We start from the raw sequence: 26,903 nt of genomic DNA on the forward strand, positions 1-26,903 counted from the left end.
CCACCGGACTTCACCCGCCGAGCAGGGCGGCGTCGACCACCTCACCGACACGACCCTCACCGGTGTGCAGGGCGAGCCCGGCGGTGATCGGCCGGACGTGGACGGCGGTCCCGGAACCGTCGAGCTGCACATAGACCGCGTGCAGTCCGGCGGTGACCGGCACCCGGATCGGGCTCCCGCCGTCGAGGGAGAACTCGACCTCGCCGGACCGGTTGGCGCAGTAGGTCAACGCGAGGGTCCACCGCCAGCGCAGCAGCGGACCGTCGAGGCGCAGGTCGGCGGGACCGGTCAGCTCGGGCCGTGCGCAGGTCCCCCGGCCCGCGACGATCGTCCGTTGCGGGGTGACCGCGCCGGCGGTGAGGTTGCCCGCGGGGTCGAGCACGTTGAGCCGATCGGTCCACCCCCCGAACTCGGGGCGGTCGGAGACCCGACCGAAGGTGTGGCTGATCTGGTTCTCCGGGAAGGCCACCGGCAGCAGCACCTCCAGCGGCAGTTGCTGATCGAACATCCGGTGATCGCGATTGGCCGCGAGCGCGCGCGTGGCGTTGTCCAGATACGGCCCGGTGGGGTCGTCGGTCCACGACGACTGGTACGACGCCAGCGACAGCATCGACGACGCGAACAGGACCGCGCCGACGAGCAGACCGGCCGGCACGGCCGGCGCCGTCATCGGCGACTCGGAGGTGTCGTCGACGCGCGCGTGCCGTGGTGCGGCCGGCACATCGCGGCGCGCGGGCGCACCGATGATCAGCGCCGCGGCGAGGGTCAGCACCAACGCGGAATCGGGCAGGTAGCGCATGGTCTGGGCGAGTTCCAGTGCGGTGTTGGCCGACGACCGGTTCCACATCACCGGGATCTGCGCCACCACCACGTAGAGCGCCGCACAGATCAGCACCGCGATCGCACCGGTCCGCAGACGCACCGCCACCACCACCAGGGCGGCCGCCAGCACCCAGCCCGCCACGATCATCCAGACCGGCGCGAAACCCATCGGCGGGCTCGGCACCCATCGTTGCCAGTCCCACGGACCACCGACCAGCGACGGCACCACGGCGTTGTCGATCGACCGCCACACCAGATGTGCGGTCTGCGAGATCGAGTGCTCGCCGGCGGTGGCGTCAGAGATCGAGACGAACGCCAGCGCCCACGCGACAAAGACGATGCCGAGCACCGTCCACAGCCGACGGCCCCGGACGAAGGCCACGGTCAGCGGCGGCCGATCGGAGAACCGCGCGGCGAGCACGGCGGCGGCGAACGCCACCGGCAGGATGAACAGCGACTTCTCGAAGAACGCCAGCGCCACCACGAAGACCACGGCCGACCGGATGACGATCAGGCGGGCGCGCCGCGGGTCGACGTCGCCGCGCACCAGGATCACCGCATCGGCGACGATCCAGGCCATCGCCGCCTGCATCGGCAGCGTGTTCAGCCCGGCCGCCCACCACACGAAACCCGCCACCGTCATCGGTGTGAACAGATAGAACGCCAGCGCCCCCAGCGCGGCGAGATCACGCCGGGAGGTGGGCCCGTCGGCCGCAGGCGGCACGACGGTGCGGATCATCCGCCACACCGCCAGGGACGCAATCGCCTGCAGCACCACCAGGGTGGCCGCCGGCAACGCCCAGGTGACCGGGGCGAGCACGGTGGAGACACCGGCCACCAGGAACGCGGCCGGCATGAAGTGCCCGTCGTGTGAGTGCCCGAGGAACTCCCACGACAGGATCGGCTGCGTGGACGCGCGGCCGATCAGGATCAGGTCGTCCCAGTAGAAGTTCCCGGTGCCCGCCAGCCATCCGCGGATGACCAGTTGCGCCACGATCAGCGCGATCGCCACCAGGACCGGCACCGACGGCGCGACCAGGGCCAATCGCCACGGCGATGCCGTCTCCGAGGCCGATGGTCGGTCGCAATGATCGGGTGTGGACGGCACCGTCCGCGGGCTGGGCATGGCCACCAGTGTCCCCGGCCCGAAAGCCGCGTGGCAAAATCGGCGGAGTGACAGACCCCACCAGCGGATCGTCGGGCTCGTTCGCGGACTCGATCGATCTGTCGTACTACGAGCTGCAGTCCGACGTGTCGGCCCTCAGCGATGACATCGACGTCCTGCGCGGCGAGATCGACCGCCTCGACGCGGTGATCCTGGCCGCCGTCAAGCGACGATCGGCCGTGTCGAAGAAGATCGGTGCCGCGCGCATGGCATCGGGCGGACCGCGGCTGGTGCACAGCCGTGAGGTCAAGGTGCTCGACCGGTTCGCCGAGCTCGGCCAGGAGGGACACACCCTCGCGATGCTGCTGCTACGGCTCGGCCGGGGCCCGCTCGGGCGCTGACCCGGCCACCCACACAGCCCCCGGATCGTGTGGCGTGCGCCACAAATGTCGTATCGCCACGAGTCTCACCACCACATAGGGTGGTGAGCATGACCAGTGACCTCGACGGTACCGACGGCAACACGACCGACAACCCCGACATCACGGCAACCGAGGCCTGGCAGGCGCTCACCGCCCATCAGGCGCAGGTCGACTCCCTGCATCTGCGGGAGGTCTTCGACGCCGATCCCGCCCGCGGACGCGAACTCACCGTCGACGTGGGTGATCTGCACATCGACTACGCCAAACACCGGGTGCTGCGCGAGACCCTCGATCTGCTGTTCGCGCTGGCCCGCGAGGCCGGACTCGAGGAGCGTCGCGACGCGATGTTCGCCGGCGCCCACATCAACACCTCCGAAGACCGCGCCGTCCTGCACACCGCGCTGCGGTTGCCGGCCGACGCCGAACTCGTCGTCGACGGACAGGACATCGTCACCGACGTGCATGCGGTCCTGGATGCGATGGGAGCCTTCACCGATCGGCTGCGCAGCGGAGAATGGAAGGGCCACACCGGCAAATCGATCACCGATGTGGTCAACATCGGCATCGGCGGGTCCGATCTCGGTCCGGTGATGGTCTATCAGGCCCTGCGTCACTACGTAGACACCCCCATCCGCTGCCACTTCGTCTCCAATGTCGACCCCGCCGATCTGGTGGCCACGCTCGCCGACCTCGACCCGGAGACGACGCTGTTCATCATCGCGTCCAAGACCTTCGGGACGCTGGAGACCCTGACCAATGCCGCCGCGGCGCGCTCATGGTTGCTCACCGGCCTGGATGCCGGCACCGATGCGGTGGCGAAACACTTTGTGGCCGTGAGCACCAACGCCGACCGCGTCGCGGCCTTCGGGATCGACACGGCCAACATGTTCGGCTTCTGGGACTGGGTCGGCGGCCGCTACTCGGTGGACTCGGCGATCGGGCTGTCGGTGATGGCGGCCGTCGGCCGCGAACGGTTCGGTGAGTTCCTCGCGGGCTTCCACCTCGTCGACGAGCACTTCCGCACCGCACCCCTGGAGGCCAATGCGCCGGTCATCCTGGGCCTGATCGGATTGTGGTACAGCAACTTCTGGGATGCCCAGTCGCGGGTGGTGCTCCCCTACTCCAATGACATGGCACGCTTCGCGGCCTACCTGCAGCAGCTGACGATGGAGTCCAACGGCAAGTCGGTCACCGCCACCGGCCGGCCGGTCACCACCGACACCGGCGAGGTGTTCTGGGGTGAGCCGGGCACCAACGGCCAGCACGCGTTCTACCAGCTGCTGCACCAGGGCACCCGGATGGTTCCCGCCGACTTCATCGGATTCGCCCGTCCCACAGATGATCTCCCCGTGCTGTCGGCACACGGCGAGGCCGACGGCGAGCCCGGCTCGATGCACGATCTGCTGATGAGCAACTACTTCGCCCAGACCAAGGTGCTGGCCTTCGGCAAGACCGCCGAGGAGATCGCCGCCGAGGGTGTCGCGCCGGATGTGGTGCCGCACAAGGTGATGCCCGGCAATCGTCCGACCACGTCGATTCTGGCACCGGAACTCACCCCGTCGGTGATCGGACAGCTGATCGCCCTCTACGAGCACCAGGTCTTCGTCGAGGGCGCGATCTGGGGGATCAACCCGTTCGACCAGTGGGGTGTGGAACTCGGCAAGACCCAGGCGATCGAACTGCTCGGGGTGATCACCGATGCGCAAGCACCTGTGGCGCAATCAGACTCGTCGACCGACGAGCTGGTGCGGTGGTACCGCACCCAGCGTGGCCGACAGGCCTAGACCCGGCGGCTCACTGCCAGCGCCCGGCGTCGAAGATCTCCTCGGGGATCTCGTCGCCGGGTGCCACACCGAGTTCCTCGAGCCGGCCCATCAGCGTCGCCGACGCCGCGACGTGGCCGATCAGGTCTCCGGCCTCGGCCGCGCGTTCGGCCGGGTCGCCACCGAGGAATTCCGGCATCACCGGCGGTACGCACTGGCCCAGTGTCAGGGGCGGGGCGCCGGTCATCTCGCGCCATTCGGCGAAGCTCTCGGCATCGACGGCCTCGGCGATGTCACCGTCGCCGACCGCGGCGAGCACCTCGTCGACGGTGGCCAGCGGTCCGGAGCTGCCACTCGAGGCGTCGAAGCCGATCACGGTGTCCGGGTCGGCCTCCTCGTCGTCGGCGAGGGTGAAGTAGACGATGCCGCGCCAGTCGGCGGCCAGCACCGCGATGTCGTCGCGTCCGAAGACGTCGGCGAGCAGTTCGTCGAGTCGCGCGGCGTCCTCACCACCGAATATCTGAAACGCCCCGTCGCCGACCACTTGACTCTGCAATCCCGCCACATCGGTTACCTTACGCAGGTGACCTCGCCTGTGTTGTTGCGTCGTACCCGAGCCCTGCGGCCGGTCGGTGGTGTACTGCTGACCGGTGCCGCCCTGGCCACCGCACTGACCGCCTGCTCCACGTCGGAGCCCTCGACGGCGCCGGCCACGTCGTCGTTCCCGACGTCGGCGTCGGTGACGGTACCCGCCGGTGCCGCCGCCCGGACCACCCCCGGCGCGACGCTGGACTTCGGTGCCACCGCGGTGCTGCCCGCCAATGCCTTCGCCCCGGCCGGTGCCACCGCGATGTACACGGTCACCGGCATCTCTCCTGGTACGGGCGTCCCGGACGATGCCACGCAGGGCGGCAAGGCGTATTTCATCTATCTGACCGTCACCGCGCTGAGCGTCAAACCCGCCGTCGCCCCCACGGTGGTCGGCTTCGCCGGAAGCACCGACGGGCGCACCCCGGCGCTGACGCTGCCGCCGTCGGTGCCGCTGACCGCCTGCGCCAACCCGGAGCCGCCGGAGAAGATGAAGCGCGGCGAGTCCTATGCCACCTGCCTGGTGGCCTATGCCGATCCGGATCAGGAACTCGGCAGTGTCATCTATTGGGCCGACACCACCGGCGACGCGTCGTACGACTTCAAATCCGATCCGGTGGTGTGGGGTACCCCGACGCCGGTCTCGTCCGCCTCGGCGACGCCGAACTCACCGGCACCGGCCGGCTGATCCCTCACCGGCCGCGAGCCGCGCCTCAGATCATCCGGCGGGTGATCGCCGACGGCAGCAGGCGCAGGGCCGCGGCGATCGGCACCCACGGCCACGCCGGGACCGGCGCATACGCCTTCTCCGCCTCGATGGCCTTGACCAGGGCCTGTACCCCGGTGTCGGTGTCGGTCATCATCGCGGTCTTGACCCCGCGGTTGATGTCGGTCTCGATATAGCCCGGCAGCACGATCGACACGGTGATCGGCGAGTTCGCGAACTCGGCCTGCAGCCCCTGGCCGATCGCGGTGAGTCCGGCCTTCGACGCCGAGTACGCGGTCTGCGCCTTGGGCAGTCCGCGTACCGCGCTCATCGAGCTGATCAGCACCAGATGGCCGTGGCCCTGTGCCCGGAAGATCTCCAGCGCGGCCTCGACCTGGGCGATCGCACCGATCAGGTTGGTCTGCACGGTCTCGAGGTTGGCGTGCATCTTGCCGGTGCCCATCGGCGCACCCTTACCGAGGCCGGCGTTCACGATCACCCGGTCGAGTCCACCGAGCTCGTCGCGCAACCGCCCGAAGACCACGGGCACCGAGTCGACGTCGGTGACGTCGAGCGGGGCGACGGCAACCGCCGCGGCGGACGGGCCGATCTCCTCGGCCAGGGCCTCGAGCCGGTCGGCGCGTCTGGCGGCCAGGCCCAGCGAGCGGCCTCGGGCGGCGAAGGCGCGGGCCATCCCCTCGCCGAGTCCGGAGCTGGCGCCGGTGATCAGGATCTTGTCGCGGGTCACGGCAGCCAACCTACCCGACGGTCAGATCGGGTGGCACTCACCCGCCGGTGCAGGTGAGACGGAGGACGGCGGTCTGGCCGTCGGCGTCGGCGAAGCGGGCGACGGTGTGGTTCTCACCCGCCTCGGCGGCGATGACGTCGGCCTGGGTGGTGTTCATCTCGATCGCCAGATGCCCGCCGGGGGCGAGCCAGGCGTGCGCGTCGACGATCAGCCGCCGCACCTCGTCGAGCCCGTCGGCGCCGGCCAGCAGCGCCCGGCGGGGTTCGTGCTCGGCGGCCTCGTGCGGCAGCAGCGCCAGCGCCCCGGCCGGCACATACGGCGGGACGGCGGCGAGTACGGTGATCGCACCCCGCAGATCGGTGGGCACACCGGCCAGTCCGTCCCCGCGATACACCCGATCGTCGCCGACGTTGCGGCGCGCGTGGACCAGGGCGTGCTCGTCGATGTCGGTGGCATGCACGTGAGCGGCCGGCAGATGGGCGGCCACGGTCGCCGCGATCGGAGCCACCCCGCAATAGTCCTCCAGCACAGTCGGTTCCCGGATCTATGCGGCCGCGCCGAGGGTCACCGCGGCCAGCAGTTCCGACCGCCGACGCGGCACGAACACCCCCGGCCCCACGGACAGCCGCCGTCCGGCGAAGGCCACCCAGCCGACGACGTGCTCGAGTGGTTCCCCGTGAATCCGGCGGGCACACAACCGTTGCAGCAGTCCGGCATCGCCGCCGGCGGCGTCCCGCAGGATCGTCGCCTCGTCCTCGGCGAAGACACATCCCGCCGACCGCAGCATCGCCACGAGCGGATCGGGCGAGTTCACTTGAGCAGCCGCGACATCCGACGATCGGCGAGCACCTTGCCGCCGGTCTGGCAGGTCGGACAGTACTGGAAGGAGCGGTCGGTGAAGGACACCTCGCGGATGGTGTCGCCGCACACCGGACACGGCAGACCGGTACGGGCGTGCACCTTCAGTCCGGTTCGCTTCTCCGACTTGAGCTTCGCCACCTGCTGCCCCTCGAGACGTCCGATGGCGTCGGTGAAGACATCGTGGATGGCCTGGTAGAGGGTGTCGACCTGGTCTGCGGTGAGCGTCTTGGCGGTGGCGAACGGGGAGAGCTCGGCGGCGTGCAGGATCTCGTCGGAGTAGGCGTTGCCGACCCCGGCCACGATTCGCTGATCGGTGAGGACGTTCTTGATCCGTCCGCCCGCGCCGGCGAGGATGTCGGCGAACTCGTCGCGGCTCAGCGCCAGCACGTCGGGGCCCAGGGTCGCGATGCGTTCGACCTCCGAGAGATCCCGGACGATCCAGCCCGCGAGGCGTTTCTGAGTGCCGGCCTCGGTGACGTCGAATCCCTCCCCCGGCAGTCCGCAGTGCACCCGCAGCGCGATCGGGCTCTTGCCGCCGGGGCGCAGCGGTCGGGGCGAGAGGTCCTCGGCCCAGCGCAGCCAGCCGGCCCGGGAGAGGTGGATGACCAGGAACAGCACCGGGTCGGCGCCGGGGTGCTCCGGCCCCGGGACGGTCCGGATGATCAGGTATTTCCCGACGCGGCCCACCGATTCGATGATGCGCTCGACCAGGGCGGTGTACGGCGGGTCGGCGGTCTTGAGTACCGACAGTGATGCGACGTCGACGCGCCGGATCGGGAGTCCGGCGGCACGGCCGTCGACGAAATCCGCGATCGCGGTGACCTCGGGGAGTTCCGGCATGTCTCCAGTGTGCTCTAGTGAACAGATGATCTCCGCCCTTTCCGACGCCAAGCTGGCCGCCCGCATCGCCGAGGGAGCCGGAGAGATCCTGCTCGGGGTGCGCTCCGGCGACCTGCTGGGCGGCCGGATGCTCGGCGACGCAGGCGATGCGCTCGCCCAGGCCTGGATCGGGGCGGTGCTGCGCCGGCACCGTCCCCACGATGCCGTGTTGTCGGAGGAGGCGCGCGACGTCGGTGACCGGGCGAGCGCCCGGCGGGTGTGGATCATCGACCCCCTGGACGGCACCAGCGAGTTCGCCGCCGGCAGCGATCATTGGGCGGTGCATGTGGCCCTGACCGAGGACGGCCAGGTCATCGACGCCGCGGTGGCGCTACCGGCCGCCGGGGAGGTCTTTCGCACCGACACCGTCGACGCACCGCCCGCGCAGCCGTCCGGCCGGATCGCGGTCTCGCGCTGGGGCACCTCGTATGAGGTCACCCTGGTCGCGCAGCGTCTCGGGTTGCAGATGACGCCGATCGGGTCGGCCGGCGCCAAGGCCATGGCGGTGGTGCGCGGCGACGCCGACGCCTATGTCCACGCCGGCGGACAGTACGAGTGGGACAACGCCGCACCGGTGGGGGTGGCGCAGGCGGCCGGGTTGCATTGCAGCCGCCTGGACGGGGCGGCGATCGTCTACAACCAGCCGCAACCATACATGCCGGACTTCGTGATCTGCCGCCCCGAACTGGCCGAGCCGATCCTGGAGGTCCTGGCCGAAGTCGTGTGGTGACCGGGGTGTCGCGTCAGCTGCGGGTCTTGCGCAGCAGGTAGATGTCCATGATCCAGCCGATCCGTTCGCGGGCCTCCGTGCGCGCGGCGACGATGGTGTCGGTGACGTCGCCGACCCGACCCTCGATCAGGATCTCGTCGGGCGTGCCCAGATAGGCACCCCACCAGATGTGGTCGTCGGCATCGGCGGTGTGACGGAAGGCGAGATCGGCGTCGAGCATGACGATCTGGTTGCCGTCGGCGCCGGCCGGGGTGTCGGCGAGGCGGCGCCCGGTGGTGATGTGGATGGGTTCGCCGATGCGGTGCGCGACGATCCGGTGCGCCGCGGTCAGGGCGCTGGCGCTGGTCACACCGGGGATCACCTCGACGGAGAGCTCGAGATCGTCGCGGGCGGCGAGGTCGTCGGCGATCCGCAGGGTGGAGTCGTAGAGCGCCGGGTCGCCCCACACCAGGAAGGCGGCGACACCGCCGTCCCCGACCTGCTCGGTGAGGATCCGGGCGATCAGATCGGCACGCGCGGCATGCCAGCGGCGCACCTCGGCGTCGTAGTCGGCGGGGTGCCGGTCACGGGGCGGGTCGGGGATCTCGATCACCGAATACCCCTGCGGAGCATGGTGTTCCAAGATCTCTCGCCGGGCGTCGAGGAGTCCGCTCTTGACCGCCCCCTTGTCGAGGGCGAGGAAGGCGTCGACGTCGGCCATCGCATCGATCGCCTGGAGGGTGAGCTGTCGGGGTCCGCCGGGTCCGATCCCGATGAGGCGCAGAGTGATTCGCATGGATCAGATCGAGACCCGCGGCAGGCCATGTTTGCGTGCGGTGAAGTCGAGGATCACCTGACGCGGCAGCAGCCGACGCAACAGGAACACGATCTCGGCACGGTTGCCCTTGGCGTAGAAGGGTTTCGGATGGTCGGCGAGTGCGGCGTCGACGATCACCGAGGCCATCGTCGCGGCGTCGATCCCCTCGTCCTCGTTACGGCGGGTGGCTGCCGCCAGGGTCTGGTACTCGGCGGCGTACGGCGAGCCGTCGGCGATGTGGATACTGCGGCGGTCGCCGATGCCGGTGGCGATGGTCCCGGGTTCGACACTGATCATCCGGATGCCGTAGGGCGCCACCTCTCGGCGGGTGGCCAGCGCATACGCCTTGAGCGCCGATTTGGTGGCCGCATAGTTGGAGCGGAAGGCCACCGGAAAGCTCGAGAGCATCGACCCCACCATCACCACGGTGCCGCGGCGGCGTGTGCGCATTCCCGGCAGGACCGCCTTGGTGAGGGCGATCGGACCGAAGACGTTGACGGTGAACAGGTCCTCGACGGCGCTCATCGGGGTGTCCTCGAGCGCCCCGGCCTGCGACTCCCCCGCGTTGTTGATCAGGATGTCGACGTCGCCGACCTCGGCGGCACAGCTGTCGGCGCTCGCGTAGTCGGCGTTGTCGAGACGGACATAGGTGACGCCGGGAATGGGGTCGGCGACGGTGTCGGGGTTGCGGCTGGTGCCGTACACGCGGTGTCCGCGTGCCACCATCTGCCTGGCCACCTCGGCACCGATTCCGCTGGTCGCGCCGGTGACGAGGACTGTCTGAACGTTCGGGGAGGCCACGCAGGACACCGTAGCGCAGACGCGCCGGGGCTTGGTGCTCCCGGCAGGATTCGAACCTGCGACACCGGCTTTAGGAGAGCCGTGCTCTATCCCCTGAGCTACGAGAGCGGATGGCGCTGACCACCGGTCACCGACCGCCACCGGGAGTCTACTTCAGCCAGGGGCCCAGACCGCAATGCACCACGTGGGGCGATCGGAACGCACGTCATCCGGCCCAGTTCTGCCACGCCGGGAGCGCCACGGCGGTCACGATCGCCTCGATCCGTTCGTCGGGTAGCGCCCCGGTGATCAGCAGGTCGTGGCGGGCGAGGTCGAACGGGACGGCCAGCAGCCAGTCCGGGAGTGACATGTCGGCCAGTTCACCCCGCTCGGCAGCGCGTTGCGTAATCGGTGTGACGACGCGCGCCCCGACGTCGAAGAGCATCTGCCGCAACGCATCCGCCGTGCGCTCGTCGACCTCGGCGATCAGTCCGAGCAGGGTCCGTCGGTCGAAGGTGTCGAGGTGGTCGCGGACGGCACCCAACGCCGCCGACAGATCCCCCGACAGGGTCCCGGTGTCGGGGACCGCCAGCACGATCTGGCGGATCATGGTGCGCAGCGCCGCGAACACGAGTTCGGCCTTGGTGGGCCAGCGCCGGTACAGCACGGGTTTGCTCGTACCGGCCGCGGCGGCGACTCCCTCGAAGGTGATGCCGGCGTATCCGTGGGCGTCGAGTTGGTCGAGGACCGCACGATGGATGGCGTCCTCGAGTTCCGCGCCGCGTCGTCGGGTTCCGGCCACCGTGGTCCTCCGTTCGTCGATTCGGGACTTGTGCACGCTGCGGGAATAGCCTACGTTGACCACATAAGAAACGCACCGTATCTAACGGTGACCGGTCACTCACCCCGAGGAGCGCGACATGTCCACCACCGACGTCCCCGCACCCGACATCCCCGATCCCGACCTACGCACCCCCGAGGCCGCCCGGACTGCCGACACCACCGAGACCTCCGAGCAGGACCTGCGCCACGTCGTCGGACTCGTCGTCGGCCTCACCGTCCTGCTGGGCGTCCTCCTGCTGGCGTTCGCGCTGCCCGCGGTCAACACCGGCGCACACGGCATCCAGGTCGGCATCGTGGCACCGGAACCCGCTGCCGCACAGCTCGAATCGAAGGCCGACGGCTTCGACTTCAGCCGATACGACGACGCCGACGCGGCACGCGCGGCCATCCTCGACCGCAAGATCTACGGGGCGGTGGTCCTCACCCCCGGCCACGAGGTCGACGTCCTGGTCGCCACGGCCGCAAGCGCCTCCGCTGCCACCGCCGTCCAGCAGATGGGTGAGCAGGTCGCCGCCGCCAACGGGACCACGGCCACCGTGGAGAACGTGCGCAGCTTCCCGGCCGACGACCCCCGTGGCGCAGGCCTGGCCGCCGGCGCCCTGCCGATGGCCCTGGGCGGATGGATCGGCGCCGTCGCGATCCTCTTCACCATCCGGACGACCCGCCATCGCCTGATCGCCGTCGGCGCATTCGCCGTGGTCGGTGGCCTGGGCCTGACCGCCACCCTGCAGTTCGTCGTGGGCACCCTGGACGGGAACTACTGGCTGACCTCCCTGGGCGCCGTGCTCGGGATCGCCGCCACCGCGATGACCGTCCTCGGCCTGAAGAGCCTGTTCGGTGGTGCCGGCCTGGGTATCGCCGCGGTCCTGCTGATCCTGCTGGGCAATCCGTTGTCTGGGCTGACCAGCGCCCCGGAGATGCTGCCCACGCCGTGGGGCACGATCGGTCAGATGCTGCCACCCGGCGCCACCGGCACCCTGCTGCGCGACCTCGCCTTCTTCGACGGCGCGGGCATCACCCGGCCGTTGCTGGTACTCGCCGGCTGGCTGATCGGCGGAAGCCTGCTGTTCTGGATCGCCACGCGACGGGAAGCCACGACGAAATCCGTTCCCGCATAACCTCATCTGCGAATGCCATGACCGGCGGCGAGCTATCGGCTCCCGCCGGTCATGTGCGCCTGGAACACCGGGGTGAAGAAGTCGAGCAGGCGATCGGTCCAGCCGTCGGCGATCTCACCGGTGCGGGCGTGCTCGGCCACCAGCGCACCGACCACCGCGTCGACGAGCATCTCGACGAAGCGCCCGTCGGCGGTCCGCTCGTGGTCACGCGCCAGCAACTCGGTCAATGCCGCCAGGTGCACGCCCAGGATGCGCCGGAAGACCTCGGTGAACTGCGGATCCACCCCGGTCACCAGCGCGGCGATACCGCCGAGCCCGATCCCGTCGAAGATCAGTCCACCGGCGTTCTCGATCACCCATCGCAGACGTTCGACGTCGGACTCGCCGACCCCCTCCGGATCGGGGACGCCGACGGCCAGCAGCGCCGCGGCGAGCATCTCGTCGCGGCCGGAGAAACGGCGATAGATCGTGGTCCGGGCCACCCCGGAGCGCCCGGCCACACCGTCGATGGTGACCGCGGCCGGCCCCTTCGTCCGCAACAGTTCCAGGGTCGCGGCAGCGATCTTGGCATCGGCAGTGCCCCGCACCTCGGGCCGGACGGTACCGCCTGACTGCCGGTCGACCATTTCTCGAAACCCCTTGCCGTCGAAACCCCTTGTCCTGCTGACCTATGCAGTTCATGCAGGTTACCGCAGTGCAATCGGCCCCAAATAGCGCTACAATAAATGTATCGATACAGAGCATGTAGCGACACTATGGCCCCCGCGAGTCACGCGAGCCCATCCCGCACAGACCCTGCGCGCCATCGCCGAGCGCACCCCCGCGCAACCCACACCGACCACACGAGGAGTTGTCATGACCACCCAACACAAGTCCACCCCCGTCCCGCCCGCACTGATCGCCTACGTACTGGCCCTCGTCGGCTTCTTGCTGCTCGGGCTGTTCCTCTTCCAATCCGCATCGGGCGCGGCGACCGGCGCCATCATCGGCCTCGCCGTCGGGGCGGGCGTCGCATTCGTGGCCGCCGCGATCAGCTTCCGAATCCAGGTCAAGCGCTCACCGTCGACCGGACCCGGCACAGCACTGCTCGCCGTGACCACCTCCGAGGAGGAGGCGCACGCCCACGCCGTCGCCGAACGTGAGCGCGCCGCGCGCGCAATCCTCAGGTGATCGGCACCTGCATGGCGTGATCCGTTGTTGCCGAACGGATCACCGAACATCTGTGACCGCGCCGCTCACACCGGCGTCGGAGCACCCGGCCCCTCGCCACCGCGACGCACGGCGTCACGCGTGTGCGCGGCAGGCGAATCCGGGCCGGCCGCGGCGAGACACTCCCGAACGACTCGGCCGACCCGGCCCGCCGGATCGGCCAGCTCGGCCAGGCCACACCGGTCGGCCAGCAGCCCACCGAGCGTCACGTCGACCATCGCAGCACCGACGGATTCCGCCGACTGCCACCCCGCCGGATCGAACCAGGTCCACATCCATTGCGTGGCACCGAAGATCTGCATCGTCGCGACATCGGCATCGACCCGACGGAAGATTCCCGCGGTGATCCCGCGAGCGATCTCATCGCGCACCAACCGCTCGATATCCGTGCGCACCTGACGAATCGCCTGCATCTCGGGATCATCGTCGAGCTGGATGACCTCGCGTTGCGTGGCGACGGTGGCCGCGCGATCGATCACGTGATACCGCACACTCGCGTAGATGACGGCGGCCACGCGATCGGCGGGCGCATCCAGGCGCCGCCAGATCACGTCCAACTCGGCACGTCGACGCGTCACATACTTCTTCTCGAGGTCGCGGAGCATCTGCGCCTTGGTCCCGAAGTGGTGAACGATGGTGCCCTTCGACATACCCAACTCCGCGGCGATGTCACCGAGATTGGTCTGGTCGTACCCTCGTCGGGCGACATGCGTGGTGAAGGTGGCGAGCAGTTCTTCCTTACGTCCGGGTCGACCAGCCATTCCGCTATCGCTCCACTGCACCCGGACCGTACATGCGGTCATACTAGCGTCGCGCAGTGCACCCTCAGGGCGCACCACCTCCTGCCCCATCAGCTGCGCTGCCCTGGTCACGCCACTCCCGAGCCGGTCAGATCTCGGCGTCGGCCTTCCCGAGTGCGATCTCCACCGCGGTGTCGACATCGAGGTGCAGTTCCGCGTCGGCATCGGCGACCTCGCCGTCGCGGTACTCCACCTGTCCACCGGCGCACAGGATGTGGAAGGGCGGTTCACCACCGAGGTGCACGTTGACCGTCGCGTCGGGCCGCCGGCCGGCGATCGCCCGTGCCAGGGGCAGGGCCAGCCAGTGGGCGCGGACGGCATCCTTGCTGCCGCGGTCGCCGAGGCGATCGGTGCCCCAGTCCGACAATGCGGCGAGGACGGGCCGCAACCGCTGGCCGTCCTCGGTGAGTTCGTACACTGCGGCACTCGCACGCGGCGCCATCCGACGTCGCATCAGCACGCCGTCGGCCTCGAGATCGCGGAGCCGCGCGGCGAGCACATCGGTGCTGATGCCGGGGAGATCGGCGAACAGGTCACTGTATCGGCGTGGGCCACCGCATAATTCGCGCACGATCAGCAGATTCCAGCGGTCCCCGACGACGTCGAGGGACCGTCCGATGGTGCAGTAGTGCTGATAGCTCCGGCGTGGCATGCTGTCCATCGTAGCGCTTACTTGGATATTCCAAGCAACCACTTGGGTCGACCAAGTAGAATGAGCGCGTCGCCATTCCAGGAAGGAACGTTCATGCAGCTCAAGCAGTCGAGCAAGCTCTCGGGGGTCTCCTATGAGATCCGGGGCCCGGTGGCCGAAACCGCGGCTCGACTGGAGGCCGAGGGGCATCATGTGATGAAGCTCAACACCGGCAATCCGCTCGAGTTCGGTCTCGATGCGCCACAGGAGATCCTCTCCGACATGGTCCGCACCTTGCCGACAACCACCGGCTACTCCACGTCCAAGGGGTTGCTGCAATCGCGCCGCGCGGTGGCGCAGTACTACCAGACCCGCGGCTTCGACGTGGACGTCGAGCACGTCTTCCTCGGCAACGGCGTCTCCGAACTGGTCATGATGGCGATGACCGCGCTGCTCGAGAACGGCGACGAAGTCCTCATCCCCGCACCGGATTTCCCGCTCTGGACCGCGGCCACCGCCCTCAACGGCGGCACCCCGGTGCACTATCTGTGCGACGAGCAGTCCGACTGGTACCCCGACCTCGCCGACATGGCCGCCAAGATCACCGACCGCACCCGGGCCATCGTGCTGATCAACCCGAACAATCCCACCGGCGCGGTCTACCCCACCGAAGTGCTCGAGCAGATCCTCGACCTCGCCCGCCGTCATGACCTGATCGTGTTCTCCGACGAGATCTACGACAAGATCCTGTACGACGGTGCCACCCATGTCAGCACCGCGTCACTGGCACCGGATGTGCTGTGCGTGACCTTCGGCGGCCTGTCCAAGGTGTACCGGTGCGCCGGTCTACGTTCGGGCTGGATGGCACTGTCGGGTCCGATGGCCGATGCGGAAAGCTACCTCGAGGGTCTGACCATGCTCGCGGGCCTCCGGTTGTGTGCGAATGTCCCGGCGCAGCATGCGATCCCGGTGGCCCTCGGCGGCCGGCAGAGCATCTTCGAGCTCACCGCCCCGGGTGGTCGGCTCTACGAGCAGAGCACCCGCGCGTGGGAGTCCCTCAACGACATCCCCGGCATCTCCTGCGTCAAGCCGAAGGGCGCGCTGTACGCCTTCCCGCGCATCGACCGGGAGTACTACCAGATCCACGACGACGAGCGTTTCGTCCTCGACCTGCTGCTGCAGGAGAAGCTGCACATCGTGCAGGGCACCGGTTTCAACTGGCCCCACCCCGACCACTTCCGGATCGTCACCCTGCCTCACGCCGACGACCTCGAGGCGATCATCGGCCGAATCGGCAAGTTCCTGGCGAACTACAAGCAATGACCGCGTTTCGGTACGCGTCGTCGCTGCGCTCCTCATCGGCTCAACCACCCACTCCACGTTGATGATTGAGCCGGGAACCCGTTGCTGATTGAGCCGGGACCCCCATCGATGATTGAGCCGGGACCGAGCCGGAAAGGCGAGGACCCGAGTCGAAATCTCCGCAGCTCGCGTCGCGAGGTGACCACCTCCGTCGTGACCACCTTGACAACTCGGCCGGCGGAGGTTTCGACACGCCTCGTCGCTACGCTCCTCACCGGCTCAACCACCAACGCCCAGTTGCCGATTGAGCCCAAATCTCCGCAGCCAACGCCGAGAGGCAACCACCTCCGACGTGACCACCTTGGCAACTCGGCCGCCGGAGGTTTCGACACGCCTCGTCGCTACGCTCCTCACCGGCTCAACCACCAACGCCCAGTGGATGATTGAGCCGAGACCCCCATCGATGATTGAGCCGGGACCGAGCATCGCGAGGACCCGAGTCGAAATCTCCGCAGCCAACGCCGAGAGGCAACCACCTCCGACGTGACCACCTTGACAACCCGGCCGCCGGAGGTTTCGACACGCCTCGTCGCTACGCTCCTCACCGGCTCAACCACCAACGCCCAGTTGATGATTGAGCCGAGACCCCCATCGATGATTGAGCCGGGACCGAGCATCGCGAGGACCCGAGTCGAAATCTCCGCAGCCAACGTCGAGACGTGACCACCTCCGACGTGACCACCTTGACAACCCGGCCGCCGGAGGTTTCGACACGCCTCGTCGCTACGCTCCTCATCGGCTCAACCACCAACGCTCAGTTGATGATTGAGCCGGGACCGAGCATCGCGAGGACCCGAGTCGAAATCTCCGCAGCCAACGTCGAGACGTGACCACCTCCGACGTGACCACCTTGACAACCCGGCCGCCGGAGGTTTCGACACGCCTCGTCGCTACGCTCCTCACCGGCTCAACCACCAACGCTCAGTGAATGATTGAGCACAAACCTCCGCAGCCAACGTCGAGAGGCAACCACCTCCGACGTGGCCACCTTGACAACTCGGCCGCCGGAGGTTTCGACACGCCTCGTCGCTACGCTCCTCACCGGCTCAACCACCAACGCTCAGTGGATGATTGAGCCGGGACCGAGCCGCAAAGGCGGCGTCACATCGTCTCAGGCTGCGCCCAACTCGTCGTCCTCGTCGTCGCGGACCTCCGAGAGTTTCTCGATCACGTTGCGCGCGAACACCTGCTGTTCGGTGACGGCCATCTGGTTGCGGGCCCGCGAGGTGAATGCGAAGGTCCAGTCGATGAACGTGGTGAACCGGTTGCGGAAGCCCACCAGGTAGAGCAGGTGCAGGAACAACCAGCCCACCCAGGCGAAGAAACCGGCGAACTCGATGTGCTTGTCGGTGCCGGGCACCGGGATCTTCGCGACCGCGGCGAAACGTGCGACGGTGGCCATCGACCCCTTGTCCCAGTACTCGAACGGCGGGCGCTTGCTGTAGTTGCCCTTGATCCGGGCGAGGACGGTGTCGGCGGCGTAGCGGGCCGACTGGTTGGCTGCCGGCGCGAGACCCGGCACCCCGTCGATGGCCATCATGTCGCCGACGACGAACACCTCGGCGTGACCGGGGATCGACAGATCGGGCTGCACCTTCACGCGGCCGGCGCGATCGAGCTCCACCCCGCTCTGCTCGGCGAGCTGACGGCCGAGCGGGCTCGCGGCGACACCGGCCGACCACACCTTGCACTGCGCCTCGATCCGACGAACCGAGCCGTCGGCGTCCTTGACCATCAACCCGTGGTAGTCCATGTCGACGACCATCGCACCGAGCTGCACGTCCACGCCGAGCGAACGCAGTCGCTTCTCCGCGCGCGCACCGAGTTTCGGCCCGAACGGCGGGAGCACCGCCGATGCCGCATCGAGCAGGATCACCCGCGACTCGGTCGGATCGATGTTGCGGAACGCCCCGGCCAGGGTCTTGTCGGCCAGTTCCACGATCTGTCCGGCCATCTCCACGCCGGTGGGGCCGGCGCCGATGACCACGAAGGTCAGCAGCCGTTCGCGCTCTTCGGGATCATCCGACAGCTCGGCCTGCTCGAACGCACCGAGGATGCGGCCGCGCAGTTCCAGCGCATCGTCGATGGTCTTGAGGCCGGGGGCGAACTCGGCGAAATGGTCGTTGCCGAAGTACGACTGGCCGGCGCCGGCGGCGACGATCAGGCTGTCGTAGGTGACCTCGGTGATCCGGCCCATGGTGCGCGAGGTGACCGTTCGCGAGGTGAGGTCGATGGTGTCGACGTCGCCGAGGATCACCTGCACGTTCTGCTGCTTGGCCAGCACCACCCGCACCTGTGGTGCGATCTGGCCCTGCGAGATCAGACCGGTCGCCACCTGATAGAGCAGCGGCTGGAAGAGGTGATGCGAGGTGCGCGCGATCATCGTGATCTCGACGTCGGCGCGGTTGAGTCGTCGGGCGGCGGCCAGACCACCGAAGCCCGATCCGATGATCACCACATGGTGACGACGGGGCTTGTCGGCGTTGGCATCCGGGGTCTGAGCCGCGGCTGGTGCAGCGTCTTGCGACATGGCACGTTCCTTCACTTACGGTTCGACACCCAGGCGGACGATGTCGGGGAACGGTGCTCCTTGCCGGTGGACTCCGGCTACGCCAGTCGCGAGACCGACATTAGCTCACAGCGGCCGACGATGCGAGAGAATTCTGTGCCAACTCCGGCCAGACGGCACCTTTCGGGCCGGAATCCGCAGGTCGATCGGTCCTCAGGTCAGACCGTTGATAGCTCGGTCGGTGATCGACGGCGAGAGGTAGTCGAGCATCGGCAGTACCGTGCGGACCGCGGCCGGTGCCACCTGCGCGGGCCGATGCGTGATCGCCCGGACGATCCAGGAGCCGGCCTCCTCCGCACTCAGTGCGTGGGCATCGCTGTATTCGGCGGTCGGCGTGATCATCTCGGTCCGGACCAGCGGATAGTAGATGTTGGTGGCGCTCACCCCGGGGTGCGGCCGCTCGGCGTTAAGGCTGCGCCCGAAGATCGCCAGCGCGTTCTTCGACGCCGCATAGGCCGAGAAACGCGGGAACGTGTGCGCCATCAGCCCCCAGGTGCAGACGTTGACGATCTGCCCGTTTCCACGCTCCACCATGCCGGGCAGCAGCCCGAGGGTCAGCTGCACCGCGGCGAAGTAGTTGATCGCCATCGTCCGCCGGTAGTCGTGCAGCCGGTCGGTGGAGTCGATCACCGATCGGCGGATCGACCGGCCTGCGTTGTTGACCAGCACGTCGATGCGCTCGTCGGTGAGGTCGGTGAGCAGCCGGTCGACGTCGGCCTCGTCGGACAGGTCGGCGGTGCGGTAGCGGCAGCCGGTCTCCTCGGCGAGGGCGGCGAGTTCCGGTTCCCGCCGGGCCACCGCGATCACGTCGGCGCCGCGAGCACTCAGTTGTCGTGCGGCCTCACGCCCGATCCCGGCCGACGCACCGGTGACCAGCACGGTGAGCCCGTCGACGTCGCGGCCGGGTCCGGCGATCGCGTCCTCGACCGACTTGGGCAGCAGACTGCGCCGCTGCAGCAACTCCGACACCATTGCGGTCGGCGACACCCGCGGCAGCGAGAACATCGAGCTCACGGCGCCGCCCTACCGGATCTGCTCGCGCAGGTTGACCTCGGTCTGGCGGATCGCCTGGCCGGCGAACGGCCCGAGCAACGCACCGAGTGCGCGCCCGGCGAGCCCGCCGGGCAGCTCGTACCGGAACTCCACCCCGACCGCGGTGCCGCCGTCGGCGGTGTCGGTGAAATGCCATCGGGTGTCGGCGCCGAATCCGGCGATGGAGGTCAGTTCGATCAGCTCGTTCTCCACCCAGTCCGTGGTCTCCACCGTCGACCGCAGGGTCTTGGGCCCGACCTCGAGTGCGGCCTCGAACGTGGACCCCTTACCGCTGGTGATCTCGGTGAGCGGGTTGAACGTGGAGATGCCGAACATGTATCTCGGCACGTTCTCATAGTCGTTCACATACGCGAAGACCCGCTCGCGCGGGACCGCCACGGTGGACGAATGACTGACTCCTGGCATCGTTGACCTCCCCTGTTCGCCGATGTCACGGCAGCGGCCGGGGCCGCGGTGACATCACTGGGCACAGCCTATGTGATCGGGATCCCACGCCCGCACGAACCCTGCCATCCGCCGATGTCACGATCCCCACAGGCGATAATGTCCGGTATGCGATCCCGGACCAAGATCATCGATGCCACGATCGACCTGATCGCCCATCAGGGTTTCGCCGCCGCCAGCATCGCCGCCGTGGCCAAGTCGGCGGGGGTGTCCCGGCAGACGGTGTACTCGATCTTCGGGTCCCGCGAAGACCTCGTCTCGCAGTCGCTCGCCGAACTCGCGACCACCCTGATGTCGGAGGTGCACACCCGGATCGACGGCATCACCGACCTGACCGACTACCTCATCGAGTTCCTCGTCGCGGGACGGTCGATGTCGATGAACCACCCGGTGATGTCGACGCTGATGTCGGCCCAGGATTTCCACCCGTTCTTCGACGACGGGGCGATGGAACGCACCCGCGCGGTGGTCACCGAGTTCCTCCGGCCGATGACCGCCCGCCAGCCCCAGTACGAGCCCTACGTCGAGCAGATCGTCGACATGGTGTCGTTGCTCGGGCTGTCGCTGGTGGTGGTCGACGACACCGCGCGCACCGACGACGAGATGCGCGAGTTCCTCGAGATGTGGCTGCGCCCGGCGATCACCGCCCTCGACGTCGGCTGACCCGGCGCCGGCCGCGACCCCTCGTCCACGACCGGCACCCGGCGATCACCGGCATCAGATGACCGACGCCGTCCGATGGGCGACCCCTCAGATGATCGAACCGATGTCGCGGGCGACGATGTTGTCGAGTGCCCGTTCGGCGATCGCGGCGATGGTCATCGACGGGTTGCACGCCGCCGAATTGCCCGGCATCAGTGCGCCGTCGACGACGTAGAGGCCGCGCTGCCCCTTCACCCGGCCGTCGAGGTCGCAGGCGACACCCATGTTGGCGCCACCGACGGGATGCCAGGTGGACGGCACGATGCCGTTGGTGTCGAGCAGGGTGGACCCGGGACCGGCGATCTTGACCGCCGTCGGATGGATGTACCGATTCTGAATCCGGCTGTCCCCCTCGTGCGGCCACTGCACCGAGGCCTCGTCCCGGGCCGAGTCGTAGACGAAATGTCCGCGGGCAGCGGAGACGCCGTAGGCCACCATCATCGTGGAGTGGGTGTCCACCGGCAGCGGCGGGATGGATGCCTGGATGATGGTGAACGCATTGGCCGGGTCGGACCAGTTGGGGCTGCCGTAGACCACCGGACCGCCCTGTGCCGCACCGAACTGCGCGGCCGGGTTGTTCCAGACGTAGATGCGGTCGGCATTGGTTCCCCACCCCGTGCCCAGGGTGTCGGGCAGGTCGGGGATGGCACCGGTCGCCCGCGCCCGCACCAGCATCTTGGTGGTGCCCATCGATCCGGCCGCCATGATCAGCGCACCGGCGGTGAGGATCTTCTGCTCCAGCACCCGACCGGACTCGTCGGTGCGGTCGACGTGAACAGTCCACTTGCCGTTACGTTCTCGGCGGATGTCGGTGACCTCGTGCAGGGTGCGGACGTCGAGCCGGCCGGTCTTCTCCGCGGCCGCGATATAGGTGACGTCGACGCTGTGCTTACCGCCGTTGTTGACTCCGATCGCACCGTCACCGTTGGTGTAGGCGGGCTTCATCTTGCCGGCGATCTCGGCGAGCGCATAGTTCCAGTCGATCGGCATCGGGATCTTCTGCAGCGGCAGGCCGGCCTTGCGCACGTGCGCCGCGAACTCGCGGACCACCCGATAGTTGGGGGTGCGGATCAGCGCGTCGGGCGCGGTGGCCACCCCGAGCATCTTCTCCACGCGCGGATAGTAGACGGTGTCCATGGCATGCCAGTCGATCCCGGACGGGAAGTGCGAGGTGAACACCGACTCGATGGGCTTGAGCGTCATCCCTTGGTAGACAAGCGATCCGCCACCGAGTCCGGCGGCCACCATGGTGGTCATGGTGGGCGTGGCAATGGACTCGAACAGCCCGACGTAGGGGTCCACGGCCAGCGGACGGCCGAACACCTGCGGGGTGGAGCGATGCCAGAGGATGCGTTTGTCCGGGTTGGTCGCGCTCGGGAAGGTGGTGGCATTCGGTCCGGTGGCCCAGCGCCGCCCCCGTTCGAGCAACACGACCGGCACCCCGGCCTGGGTGAGGCGCAGGGCGGCGACACCGCCACCGAAACCGGATCCGATGACCACCACGCGATGATCCTCGCGTGTGGTGCGCACCCGTGCCGGAGCACCGTATCCGGGCCCGACCCCCGCGGTCGTCGCGATCACACCCGCCGCACCGGCGGTCGCCGCACCCGCCAGGAAGCCCCTGCGCGACAACCCCGATCGCGAGACGGCAGGCCGCCCTTCGGTAGACCGCGAGACAGCAGACATGACAAACCCCCATCATCACCGGGCTGAGCCCAGTTGTTCTGTGCGACAAGAAGATGCGCCCCACCCCGTCGGGGCGCCACACCGCGGCCCACGTCTTCGGGCAGCACACGGCGTCTGTGATTCGCACTCAAACTAGACAGCAGTCGGGGTATGTGTCAAGATCTCACAGCGTTGTGGTTTGGGGCACCATCCGACATCCGGAGATGCCACATCACAGCACACCGGCGGGCAACGCGCCAAGGGGACACCGTGCACAGGGGGACAGTGATGCTTCATCGACGACGGCAGCGGCCATTCGGACGTGCCCGGTCGGCGCCACACCGATCGTTGACCACTCTCGCGGTCGCGGCCACGACTGCGGCGATCGTGCTCGGCGGCGTCACCTCCCCGGCGTCGGCGGATCCGGCCGGCAGTCAGGCGGTCGGCACCGCGAAATGTGATGGCGCCTCACATCCCGAACCCGGGATACAAGGTGATGTTCCTGCCGCCCAGCGTGATTCCGGGGCCACGCGCGCCGGGTACTCGTGCAACATGCGACGGATCGGCGCGTACACCGGCCACGGCGGCGGGATCACCTCCACCAGCATCGGTTCGTGCGCCTACATGGGGAGCCTGTTTCCCAACAGTCTCGTCGGGCCCGCCGCCGGCGTACAGGTGATCGACGCGTCCAACCCGGCCCGGCCGCGCCACAGCGCCACACTCACCGCACCCGCCATGCTCGCCGGCACCTGGGAGTCGCTGAAGGCCAACCGGCGCAGCGAACTCCTGGTGGGCACCGGCGTGCCCGCACTCTTCGGCGCGGGACTGATGGCCGTCTACGACGTATCCGACTGTGCCGCACCCAAACTCCTCAATCCCGAGGTGGGTGGCACCGCTGCACCGCTGCCGATCTCGGCGCACGAGGGCGGGTTCTCCCCGGACGGCCGAACCTACTGGGCGTCGGGGCTCGGTCCGGGATTCCTCAGCGCCGTCGATCTCTCCGAGCCCAGCCGGCCGCGCGTGCTCTGGCAGGGCCTCACCGGACTGTCGACCCACGGGATCGGTGTGAGCGCCGACGGCAATCGGCTCTATCTGGCAAGCAATTTCGGCGGGATCACGGTGTGGGATGTGTCGGCGGTGCAGCGCCGCGACCGTAATCCGCAGGTGCGGCGCCTGGCCGAGCTCACCTGGACCGACGGGTGGGCCACCCAGCACAGCGTGCCGGTGACCTACGGCGGCAAGCAGTATCTGTTCACCGTCGACGAGGGCGGTTCCGGCGGCGTGAAGCTCATCGACGTGTCGACGCCGACCCGCCCGCGGATCGTCAACAAACTCAAGCTGGCGATCAACCTGCGGCAGAACGTGGACTCGGCCACCGCCTCGTCGGCGGGTGGTGGCTTGTTCGCCTACGAGTCGCACTACTGCGCCGCCGACCGGCCCGCGAACCCGACGGCCCTCGCCTGCGGATGGTTCTCGTCGGGCATCCGGGTCTTCGACGTCCGCGACCCGTTCGACGTCCGCGAGATCGCCTACTACAACCCGCCCGCGCGTACCGGGCAGGAGGGCAGCCTGAGCAACTCCCCGCATGCGCTGTTGTCGGTGGCCGGCGTGCCGCTGCTCAGCGTCCCGGCGGTACTGCAGTCGCTGGCCTCGGGACAGTTCGATCCCGGACAGGCCCGCAGCTCCCGCACCGGCCGGGTGATGGGCGACCTGAGTACCGACTGGTGCGCCTCCCCGCCCGAGTGGCGCGGCCGTCAGCTCTGGGCCACCTGCGCCGACAACGGTTTCCAGGTCCTCGAGTTGTCGGCGTCGGCGTACACACCGCCGCCGGACCAGCAGTCGACGGTGGGTTCGTGATGCGACGCCGCGTCGTCGTCGGCGCCGGTGCCGCCGTGGTGATCGCAGTGGCGATGGCGACCGGCTGGCTGCTCCGTGCGACGGTGGGAACCGTTGCGGCGGAGTCGTCCCCGTCGCCGTCGGCCGTGGAGATCGCGTACATGCAGGACATGGTCGCCCATCACCAGCAGGCGGTGGTGATGGCGAAGTCGATCGATCGTGAGGGGATCGATCCGGGCGTCCGGCTGCTGGCGCGGCAGATCTCCGAATCGCAGCAGTACGAACTCGGCACGATGATCGGTCGCCTCCGGATGGCCGGGCAACCGGTGGAGAATCCGGAGCCGATGGCCTGGATGCCCGGTACCGATCAGATGTCGGGCATGTCGGACCACCACCCGGGGGACCATCACGGTGGTGGGCATGACATGCCGGGTATGGCGACCACCGAACAGCTCACCCAGCTCGGATCGTTGTCGGGCACTGCCGCCGAGAATCTGTTCCTGGAGTTGATGTATCGCCATCATCAGGGCGGGATCGCGATGGCACAGACCGCCTTGCCCCTGGTGACGACGGCGGCGGTGCGCGAGTCGGTGCTCGACACCGTCAACGGCCAGACCAAAGAGGTCGGTCTGATGGGTTCGATGCTCGCCGAACGCGACGCACAGGCGCCGACCCCGGGCTGATCGGCACCGGCGGCGTCGGCGTCTCCGGTGTCGTCGCGACGGCGAATCCCGACCCGCGCATCCCGATCGTGGTCACTCCCCCAGCGACAGAGACACCTTGCGCAGCAGTGTGGTCAGGGCCGCGCGCTCGGCGTCGTCGAGTCCGTCGAGGACCTGCCGGTCGTCGTCGAGGCGTCGCGGGAGTTCACGGTCGACCAGCGCGCGCCCGGCGTCGGTGGACGTGAGCAGCACCACCCGACCGTCCCGTTCGGACTTGTGCCGCTCGAGCAGGCCGCGGCGGGACAGGCTGTCGCTGATCTTGGTCACCGACGCCCCGCTGAGCATGGTCGTGAACACCACCTCGCTGGCGCGCAGTGGTCGATCGGCGCGCACGAGTGCACCGAGGACGTCGAACTCCGAGCGGGTGATGCCGTGTACCTCGAGGTTGCGATCGAGGCGTGCGCTGGTGACCGAGGCGATGCGCTGGACGCGGCCGAGGATGCCCACCGGCGACATGTCCAGATCCGGATAGGCGCGGGCCCACTCACCGAGGACATGGTCGACGACATCGGTGGTTTCGGTCACCTGGGCAATCATAATCCCTCATCGTCTTCGTCATTCGAAATACTTCACTAGTAAAACAGTGCTAAAGTAATTCTATGTCGTCCACCCCCACCACCCCCGTCGTGTCCGCATCCGCCCCACTCGAACCGGCCGCCGCCGAATCGGCCCGCTCGTTGCGCGGCGATGCGGTGCGGCACTGGGTACGGGCGCAGACCTGGCGGGACATCGCGACCGTGGAGTTCTCCCGGATCGGATACGCGGTGCCGATCCGCGTCGGCATCGCGGTGGCACTGGTGATGATCGTGGGCGGGCTCACCGGTCATCGAGATGTCGCCGGCCTCGCCGCACTGGGCGCGTTGATCTCCGCGTTCTGCCGGCCCGACCCCTACCCGGTCCGTCTACCCCGGCTGCTGGTGATCGGCGCCGCCCTGACCGCCTCGGTCGCGATCGGCGGGACGCTGGGCACGTACTCCTCGTCGATGGTCGTCGACATCATCGTGATCTCCCTGCTCGGCGGCGCATCGGTGTACCTGATGACCTCACTGCACATCGTCGGACCGGGAGCGGTGATCATCATGTTCGCCGCCAACGGTGCCGCGGCATCCGCGGCCACCACCGGCATCGGTTATGCCACCGCCGCCACCGCGATCGGCGCCGTCGTCGGCATCCTGGCCTCGATCGCCCCGTGGTTGCTGGGCCTGGCCCGCACCGACGCCGACAAGCCGCGTCGCGAATCGCTGCGCGTGGCACTCGCCGGCGGCCGCACCCGCGCCGCACACCGCCACCTGCTCTTCACCGCCGGACGCATCACCGTCGCCGCCGCGATCGCCGGTGGCATCGCCACCGCCATCGGCCTCGCCCATCCGATGTGGGCAGCCATGGGCGGCGTCGCCGCCATGCAGGGTGTGGCCTATCACCTCACCGTCCGCCGCGGTGTGCAACGCCTCATCGGCAATGTCGTCGGCGGCGTGATCGCGGCGATCCTGCTCGCCCTGCCGCTCGGCTACTGGGGTGCGGTCGTGGCGATCGTCGTCTTCCAGGTCGCCGCCGAGATCTTCTCCACCGTCAACTACGCACTGTGCTCGGTGGTCGTCACCCCGATGGCGCTGCTGCTGACCGGGATCGGCGCCCACCTGAGCCCCGACGCCGCCGTCGACCGCGTCCTCGACACCGTGATCGGCATCGTGATCGGCATCGTGATCGCCGCGATCACCATCACCCGCGCCGACGTCGACCACTGACCAT

29 protein-coding genes and 1 tRNA gene are annotated in these 26,903 nt (G+C 68.6%); 12 read left to right on the forward strand and 18 right to left on the reverse strand.

Features of this window, described 5'->3' with window-relative positions; all coding sequences use genetic code 11:
- Window positions 1-10: 10 nt before the first annotated feature.
- Window positions 11-1,948, reverse strand: a complete 1,938-nt coding sequence (locus Q9K23_RS06720; RefSeq protein ID WP_261977819.1) for a hypothetical protein — start codon at window positions 1,946-1,948, stop codon at window positions 11-13.
- A 47-nt stretch (window positions 1,949-1,995) separates the two neighbouring features.
- Here Q9K23_RS06720 and Q9K23_RS06725 point away from each other — a divergent pair, with 47 nt between their 5' ends.
- Together Q9K23_RS06725 and pgi are read left to right on the forward strand one after the other, a co-directional pair.
- Window positions 1,996-2,328, forward strand: a complete 333-nt coding sequence (locus Q9K23_RS06725; protein WP_020792201.1) for a chorismate mutase — start codon at window positions 1,996-1,998, stop codon at window positions 2,326-2,328.
- An 89-nt stretch (window positions 2,329-2,417) separates the two neighbouring features.
- Complete coding sequence (gene pgi, locus Q9K23_RS06730; protein ID WP_053776927.1) at window positions 2,418-4,133, forward strand: glucose-6-phosphate isomerase; 1,716 nt, start codon at window positions 2,418-2,420, stop codon at window positions 4,131-4,133.
- Between the two features lie 10 nt (window positions 4,134-4,143).
- Here the strand turns inward: pgi and Q9K23_RS06735 are convergent, their stop codons facing one another.
- Window positions 4,144-4,677, reverse strand: a complete 534-nt coding sequence (locus tag Q9K23_RS06735; RefSeq protein ID WP_053776901.1) for a hypothetical protein — start codon at window positions 4,675-4,677, stop codon at window positions 4,144-4,146.
- An 18-nt stretch (window positions 4,678-4,695) separates the two neighbouring features.
- Here Q9K23_RS06735 and Q9K23_RS06740 point away from each other — a divergent pair, with 18 nt between their 5' ends.
- The gene (locus tag Q9K23_RS06740; protein ID WP_305950437.1) at window positions 4,696-5,388 is read left to right on the forward strand and encodes a hypothetical protein; all 693 of its coding nucleotides are present in this window, start codon (window positions 4,696-4,698) and stop codon (window positions 5,386-5,388) included.
- Window positions 5,389-5,413: 25 nt separating this feature from the next.
- Here the strand turns inward: Q9K23_RS06740 and Q9K23_RS06745 are convergent, their stop codons facing one another.
- From Q9K23_RS06745 to Q9K23_RS06760, 4 genes are read right to left on the reverse strand one after another with little or no spacing between them, the layout of a single operon-like run.
- Window positions 5,414-6,163, reverse strand: a complete 750-nt coding sequence (locus tag Q9K23_RS06745; protein WP_082365815.1) for an SDR family oxidoreductase — start codon at window positions 6,161-6,163, stop codon at window positions 5,414-5,416.
- A 28-nt stretch (window positions 6,164-6,191) separates the two neighbouring features.
- Complete coding sequence (locus Q9K23_RS06750) at window positions 6,192-6,662, reverse strand: hypothetical protein (protein WP_261977822.1); 471 nt, start codon at window positions 6,660-6,662, stop codon at window positions 6,192-6,194.
- Window positions 6,663-6,698: 36 nt separating this feature from the next.
- Window positions 6,699-6,968: a hypothetical protein gene (locus Q9K23_RS06755; RefSeq protein WP_261977824.1), complete on the reverse strand. Its 270-nt coding sequence runs from the start codon at window positions 6,966-6,968 to the stop codon at window positions 6,699-6,701.
- On the reverse strand, window positions 6,965-7,855 hold the full coding sequence (locus tag Q9K23_RS06760; protein WP_020794361.1) for a DNA-formamidopyrimidine glycosylase family protein: 891 nt from the start codon (window positions 7,853-7,855) through the stop codon (window positions 6,965-6,967). Before Q9K23_RS06760 ends, Q9K23_RS06755 begins: the two co-directional genes overlap by 4 nt.
- 25 nt (window positions 7,856-7,880) lie before the next feature.
- Here Q9K23_RS06760 and Q9K23_RS06765 point away from each other — a divergent pair, with 25 nt between their 5' ends.
- Entirely contained in the window at window positions 7,881-8,624 is a 744-nt protein-coding gene (locus tag Q9K23_RS06765) for a 3'(2'),5'-bisphosphate nucleotidase CysQ (protein ID WP_053776902.1), read from the forward strand.
- A 13-nt stretch (window positions 8,625-8,637) separates the two neighbouring features.
- Here the strand turns inward: Q9K23_RS06765 and cobF are convergent, their stop codons facing one another.
- The 4 genes from cobF to Q9K23_RS06785 all read right to left on the reverse strand — a co-directional run bounded on the left by cobF (window position 8,638) and on the right by Q9K23_RS06785 (window position 11,002).
- Window positions 8,638-9,399, reverse strand: a complete 762-nt coding sequence (gene cobF / locus Q9K23_RS06770) for a precorrin-6A synthase (deacetylating) (protein WP_020789979.1) — start codon at window positions 9,397-9,399, stop codon at window positions 8,638-8,640.
- Window positions 9,400-9,402: 3 nt separating this feature from the next.
- Window positions 9,403-10,221, reverse strand: coding sequence for an SDR family oxidoreductase (locus Q9K23_RS06775; RefSeq protein ID WP_020789975.1), 819 nt, complete (start codon window positions 10,219-10,221; stop codon window positions 9,403-9,405).
- Window positions 10,222-10,253: 32 nt separating this feature from the next.
- Window positions 10,254-10,329, reverse strand: a tRNA-Arg gene (locus Q9K23_RS06780).
- A gap of 97 nt (window positions 10,330-10,426) precedes the next feature.
- Window positions 10,427-11,002, reverse strand: coding sequence for a TetR/AcrR family transcriptional regulator (locus Q9K23_RS06785; RefSeq protein ID WP_020789977.1), 576 nt, complete (start codon window positions 11,000-11,002; stop codon window positions 10,427-10,429).
- Between the two features lie 118 nt (window positions 11,003-11,120).
- On the opposite strand from Q9K23_RS06785, the gene Q9K23_RS06790 reads away from it, so the two are divergent.
- Entirely contained in the window at window positions 11,121-12,161 is a 1,041-nt protein-coding gene (locus Q9K23_RS06790; RefSeq protein WP_261977826.1) for a hypothetical protein, read from the forward strand.
- Between the two features lie 32 nt (window positions 12,162-12,193).
- Here the strand turns inward: Q9K23_RS06790 and Q9K23_RS06795 are convergent, their stop codons facing one another.
- Entirely contained in the window at window positions 12,194-12,748 is a 555-nt protein-coding gene (locus Q9K23_RS06795; protein ID WP_053776930.1) for a TetR/AcrR family transcriptional regulator, read from the reverse strand.
- Between the two features lie 268 nt (window positions 12,749-13,016).
- On the opposite strand from Q9K23_RS06795, the gene Q9K23_RS06800 reads away from it, so the two are divergent.
- Window positions 13,017-13,331: a hypothetical protein gene (locus Q9K23_RS06800; RefSeq protein ID WP_020793422.1), complete on the forward strand. Its 315-nt coding sequence runs from the start codon at window positions 13,017-13,019 to the stop codon at window positions 13,329-13,331.
- A gap of 65 nt (window positions 13,332-13,396) precedes the next feature.
- On the opposite strand, the gene Q9K23_RS06805 is transcribed toward Q9K23_RS06800, so the two are convergent.
- Window positions 13,397-14,131, reverse strand: coding sequence for a TetR/AcrR family transcriptional regulator (locus Q9K23_RS06805; protein ID WP_082365816.1), 735 nt, complete (start codon window positions 14,129-14,131; stop codon window positions 13,397-13,399).
- A 127-nt stretch (window positions 14,132-14,258) separates the two neighbouring features.
- Window positions 14,259-14,822 carry a helix-turn-helix domain-containing protein gene (locus Q9K23_RS06810; protein ID WP_053776904.1) on the reverse strand — a complete coding sequence of 188 codons (564 nt, stop codon included), beginning with the start codon at window positions 14,820-14,822 and terminating at the stop codon, window positions 14,259-14,261.
- A 93-nt stretch (window positions 14,823-14,915) separates the two neighbouring features.
- Here Q9K23_RS06810 and Q9K23_RS06815 point away from each other — a divergent pair, with 93 nt between their 5' ends.
- Both Q9K23_RS06815 and Q9K23_RS06820 read left to right on the forward strand, forming a co-directional pair.
- Entirely contained in the window at window positions 14,916-16,124 is a 1,209-nt protein-coding gene (locus tag Q9K23_RS06815) for a pyridoxal phosphate-dependent aminotransferase (RefSeq protein WP_053776931.1), read from the forward strand.
- A 698-nt stretch (window positions 16,125-16,822) separates the two neighbouring features.
- Window positions 16,823-16,993, forward strand: coding sequence for a hypothetical protein (locus tag Q9K23_RS06820; protein ID WP_305950438.1), 171 nt, complete (start codon window positions 16,823-16,825; stop codon window positions 16,991-16,993).
- A gap of 281 nt (window positions 16,994-17,274) precedes the next feature.
- On the opposite strand, the gene Q9K23_RS06825 is transcribed toward Q9K23_RS06820, so the two are convergent.
- From Q9K23_RS06825 to Q9K23_RS06835, 3 genes are all read right to left on the reverse strand, one after another.
- Complete coding sequence (locus tag Q9K23_RS06825; RefSeq protein ID WP_053776932.1) at window positions 17,275-18,693, reverse strand: NAD(P)/FAD-dependent oxidoreductase; 1,419 nt, start codon at window positions 18,691-18,693, stop codon at window positions 17,275-17,277.
- Window positions 18,694-18,885: 192 nt separating this feature from the next.
- Window positions 18,886-19,737 carry an SDR family NAD(P)-dependent oxidoreductase gene (locus Q9K23_RS06830; RefSeq protein ID WP_053776905.1) on the reverse strand — a complete coding sequence of 284 codons (852 nt, stop codon included), beginning with the start codon at window positions 19,735-19,737 and terminating at the stop codon, window positions 18,886-18,888.
- A gap of 18 nt (window positions 19,738-19,755) precedes the next feature.
- Window positions 19,756-20,190, reverse strand: a complete 435-nt coding sequence (locus tag Q9K23_RS06835; protein WP_053776906.1) for an SRPBCC family protein — start codon at window positions 20,188-20,190, stop codon at window positions 19,756-19,758.
- A gap of 147 nt (window positions 20,191-20,337) precedes the next feature.
- On the opposite strand from Q9K23_RS06835, the gene Q9K23_RS06840 reads away from it, so the two are divergent.
- On the forward strand, window positions 20,338-20,892 hold the full coding sequence (locus Q9K23_RS06840) for a TetR/AcrR family transcriptional regulator (RefSeq protein WP_053776907.1): 555 nt from the start codon (window positions 20,338-20,340) through the stop codon (window positions 20,890-20,892).
- A gap of 87 nt (window positions 20,893-20,979) precedes the next feature.
- Here Q9K23_RS06840 and Q9K23_RS06845 read toward each other — a convergent pair whose 3' ends face one another.
- The gene (locus Q9K23_RS06845; protein WP_053776908.1) at window positions 20,980-22,617 is read right to left on the reverse strand and encodes a GMC oxidoreductase; all 1,638 of its coding nucleotides are present in this window, start codon (window positions 22,615-22,617) and stop codon (window positions 20,980-20,982) included.
- A 267-nt stretch (window positions 22,618-22,884) separates the two neighbouring features.
- On the opposite strand from Q9K23_RS06845, the gene Q9K23_RS06850 reads away from it, so the two are divergent.
- Both Q9K23_RS06850 and Q9K23_RS06855 read left to right on the forward strand, forming a co-directional pair.
- The gene (locus Q9K23_RS06850; protein WP_020792918.1) at window positions 22,885-24,453 is read left to right on the forward strand and encodes a hypothetical protein; all 1,569 of its coding nucleotides are present in this window, start codon (window positions 22,885-22,887) and stop codon (window positions 24,451-24,453) included.
- Window positions 24,453-25,115: a DUF305 domain-containing protein gene (locus Q9K23_RS06855; protein ID WP_020792920.1), complete on the forward strand. Its 663-nt coding sequence runs from the start codon at window positions 24,453-24,455 to the stop codon at window positions 25,113-25,115. Before Q9K23_RS06850 ends, Q9K23_RS06855 begins: the two co-directional genes overlap by 1 nt.
- Before the next feature lie 72 nt (window positions 25,116-25,187).
- Here the strand turns inward: Q9K23_RS06855 and Q9K23_RS06860 are convergent, their stop codons facing one another.
- Complete coding sequence (locus tag Q9K23_RS06860) at window positions 25,188-25,691, reverse strand: MarR family transcriptional regulator (protein ID WP_020792916.1); 504 nt, start codon at window positions 25,689-25,691, stop codon at window positions 25,188-25,190.
- Window positions 25,692-25,753: 62 nt separating this feature from the next.
- On the opposite strand from Q9K23_RS06860, the gene Q9K23_RS06865 reads away from it, so the two are divergent.
- On the forward strand, window positions 25,754-26,899 hold the full coding sequence (locus tag Q9K23_RS06865) for an FUSC family protein (protein WP_082365817.1): 1,146 nt from the start codon (window positions 25,754-25,756) through the stop codon (window positions 26,897-26,899).
- Window positions 26,900-26,903 lie beyond the last annotated feature (4 nt).

It is taken from the genome of Gordonia sp. NB41Y (genome assembly GCF_030718915.1).
GTDB classification, from domain to species: Bacteria; Actinomycetota; Actinomycetes; order Mycobacteriales; family Mycobacteriaceae; genus Gordonia; species Gordonia desulfuricans.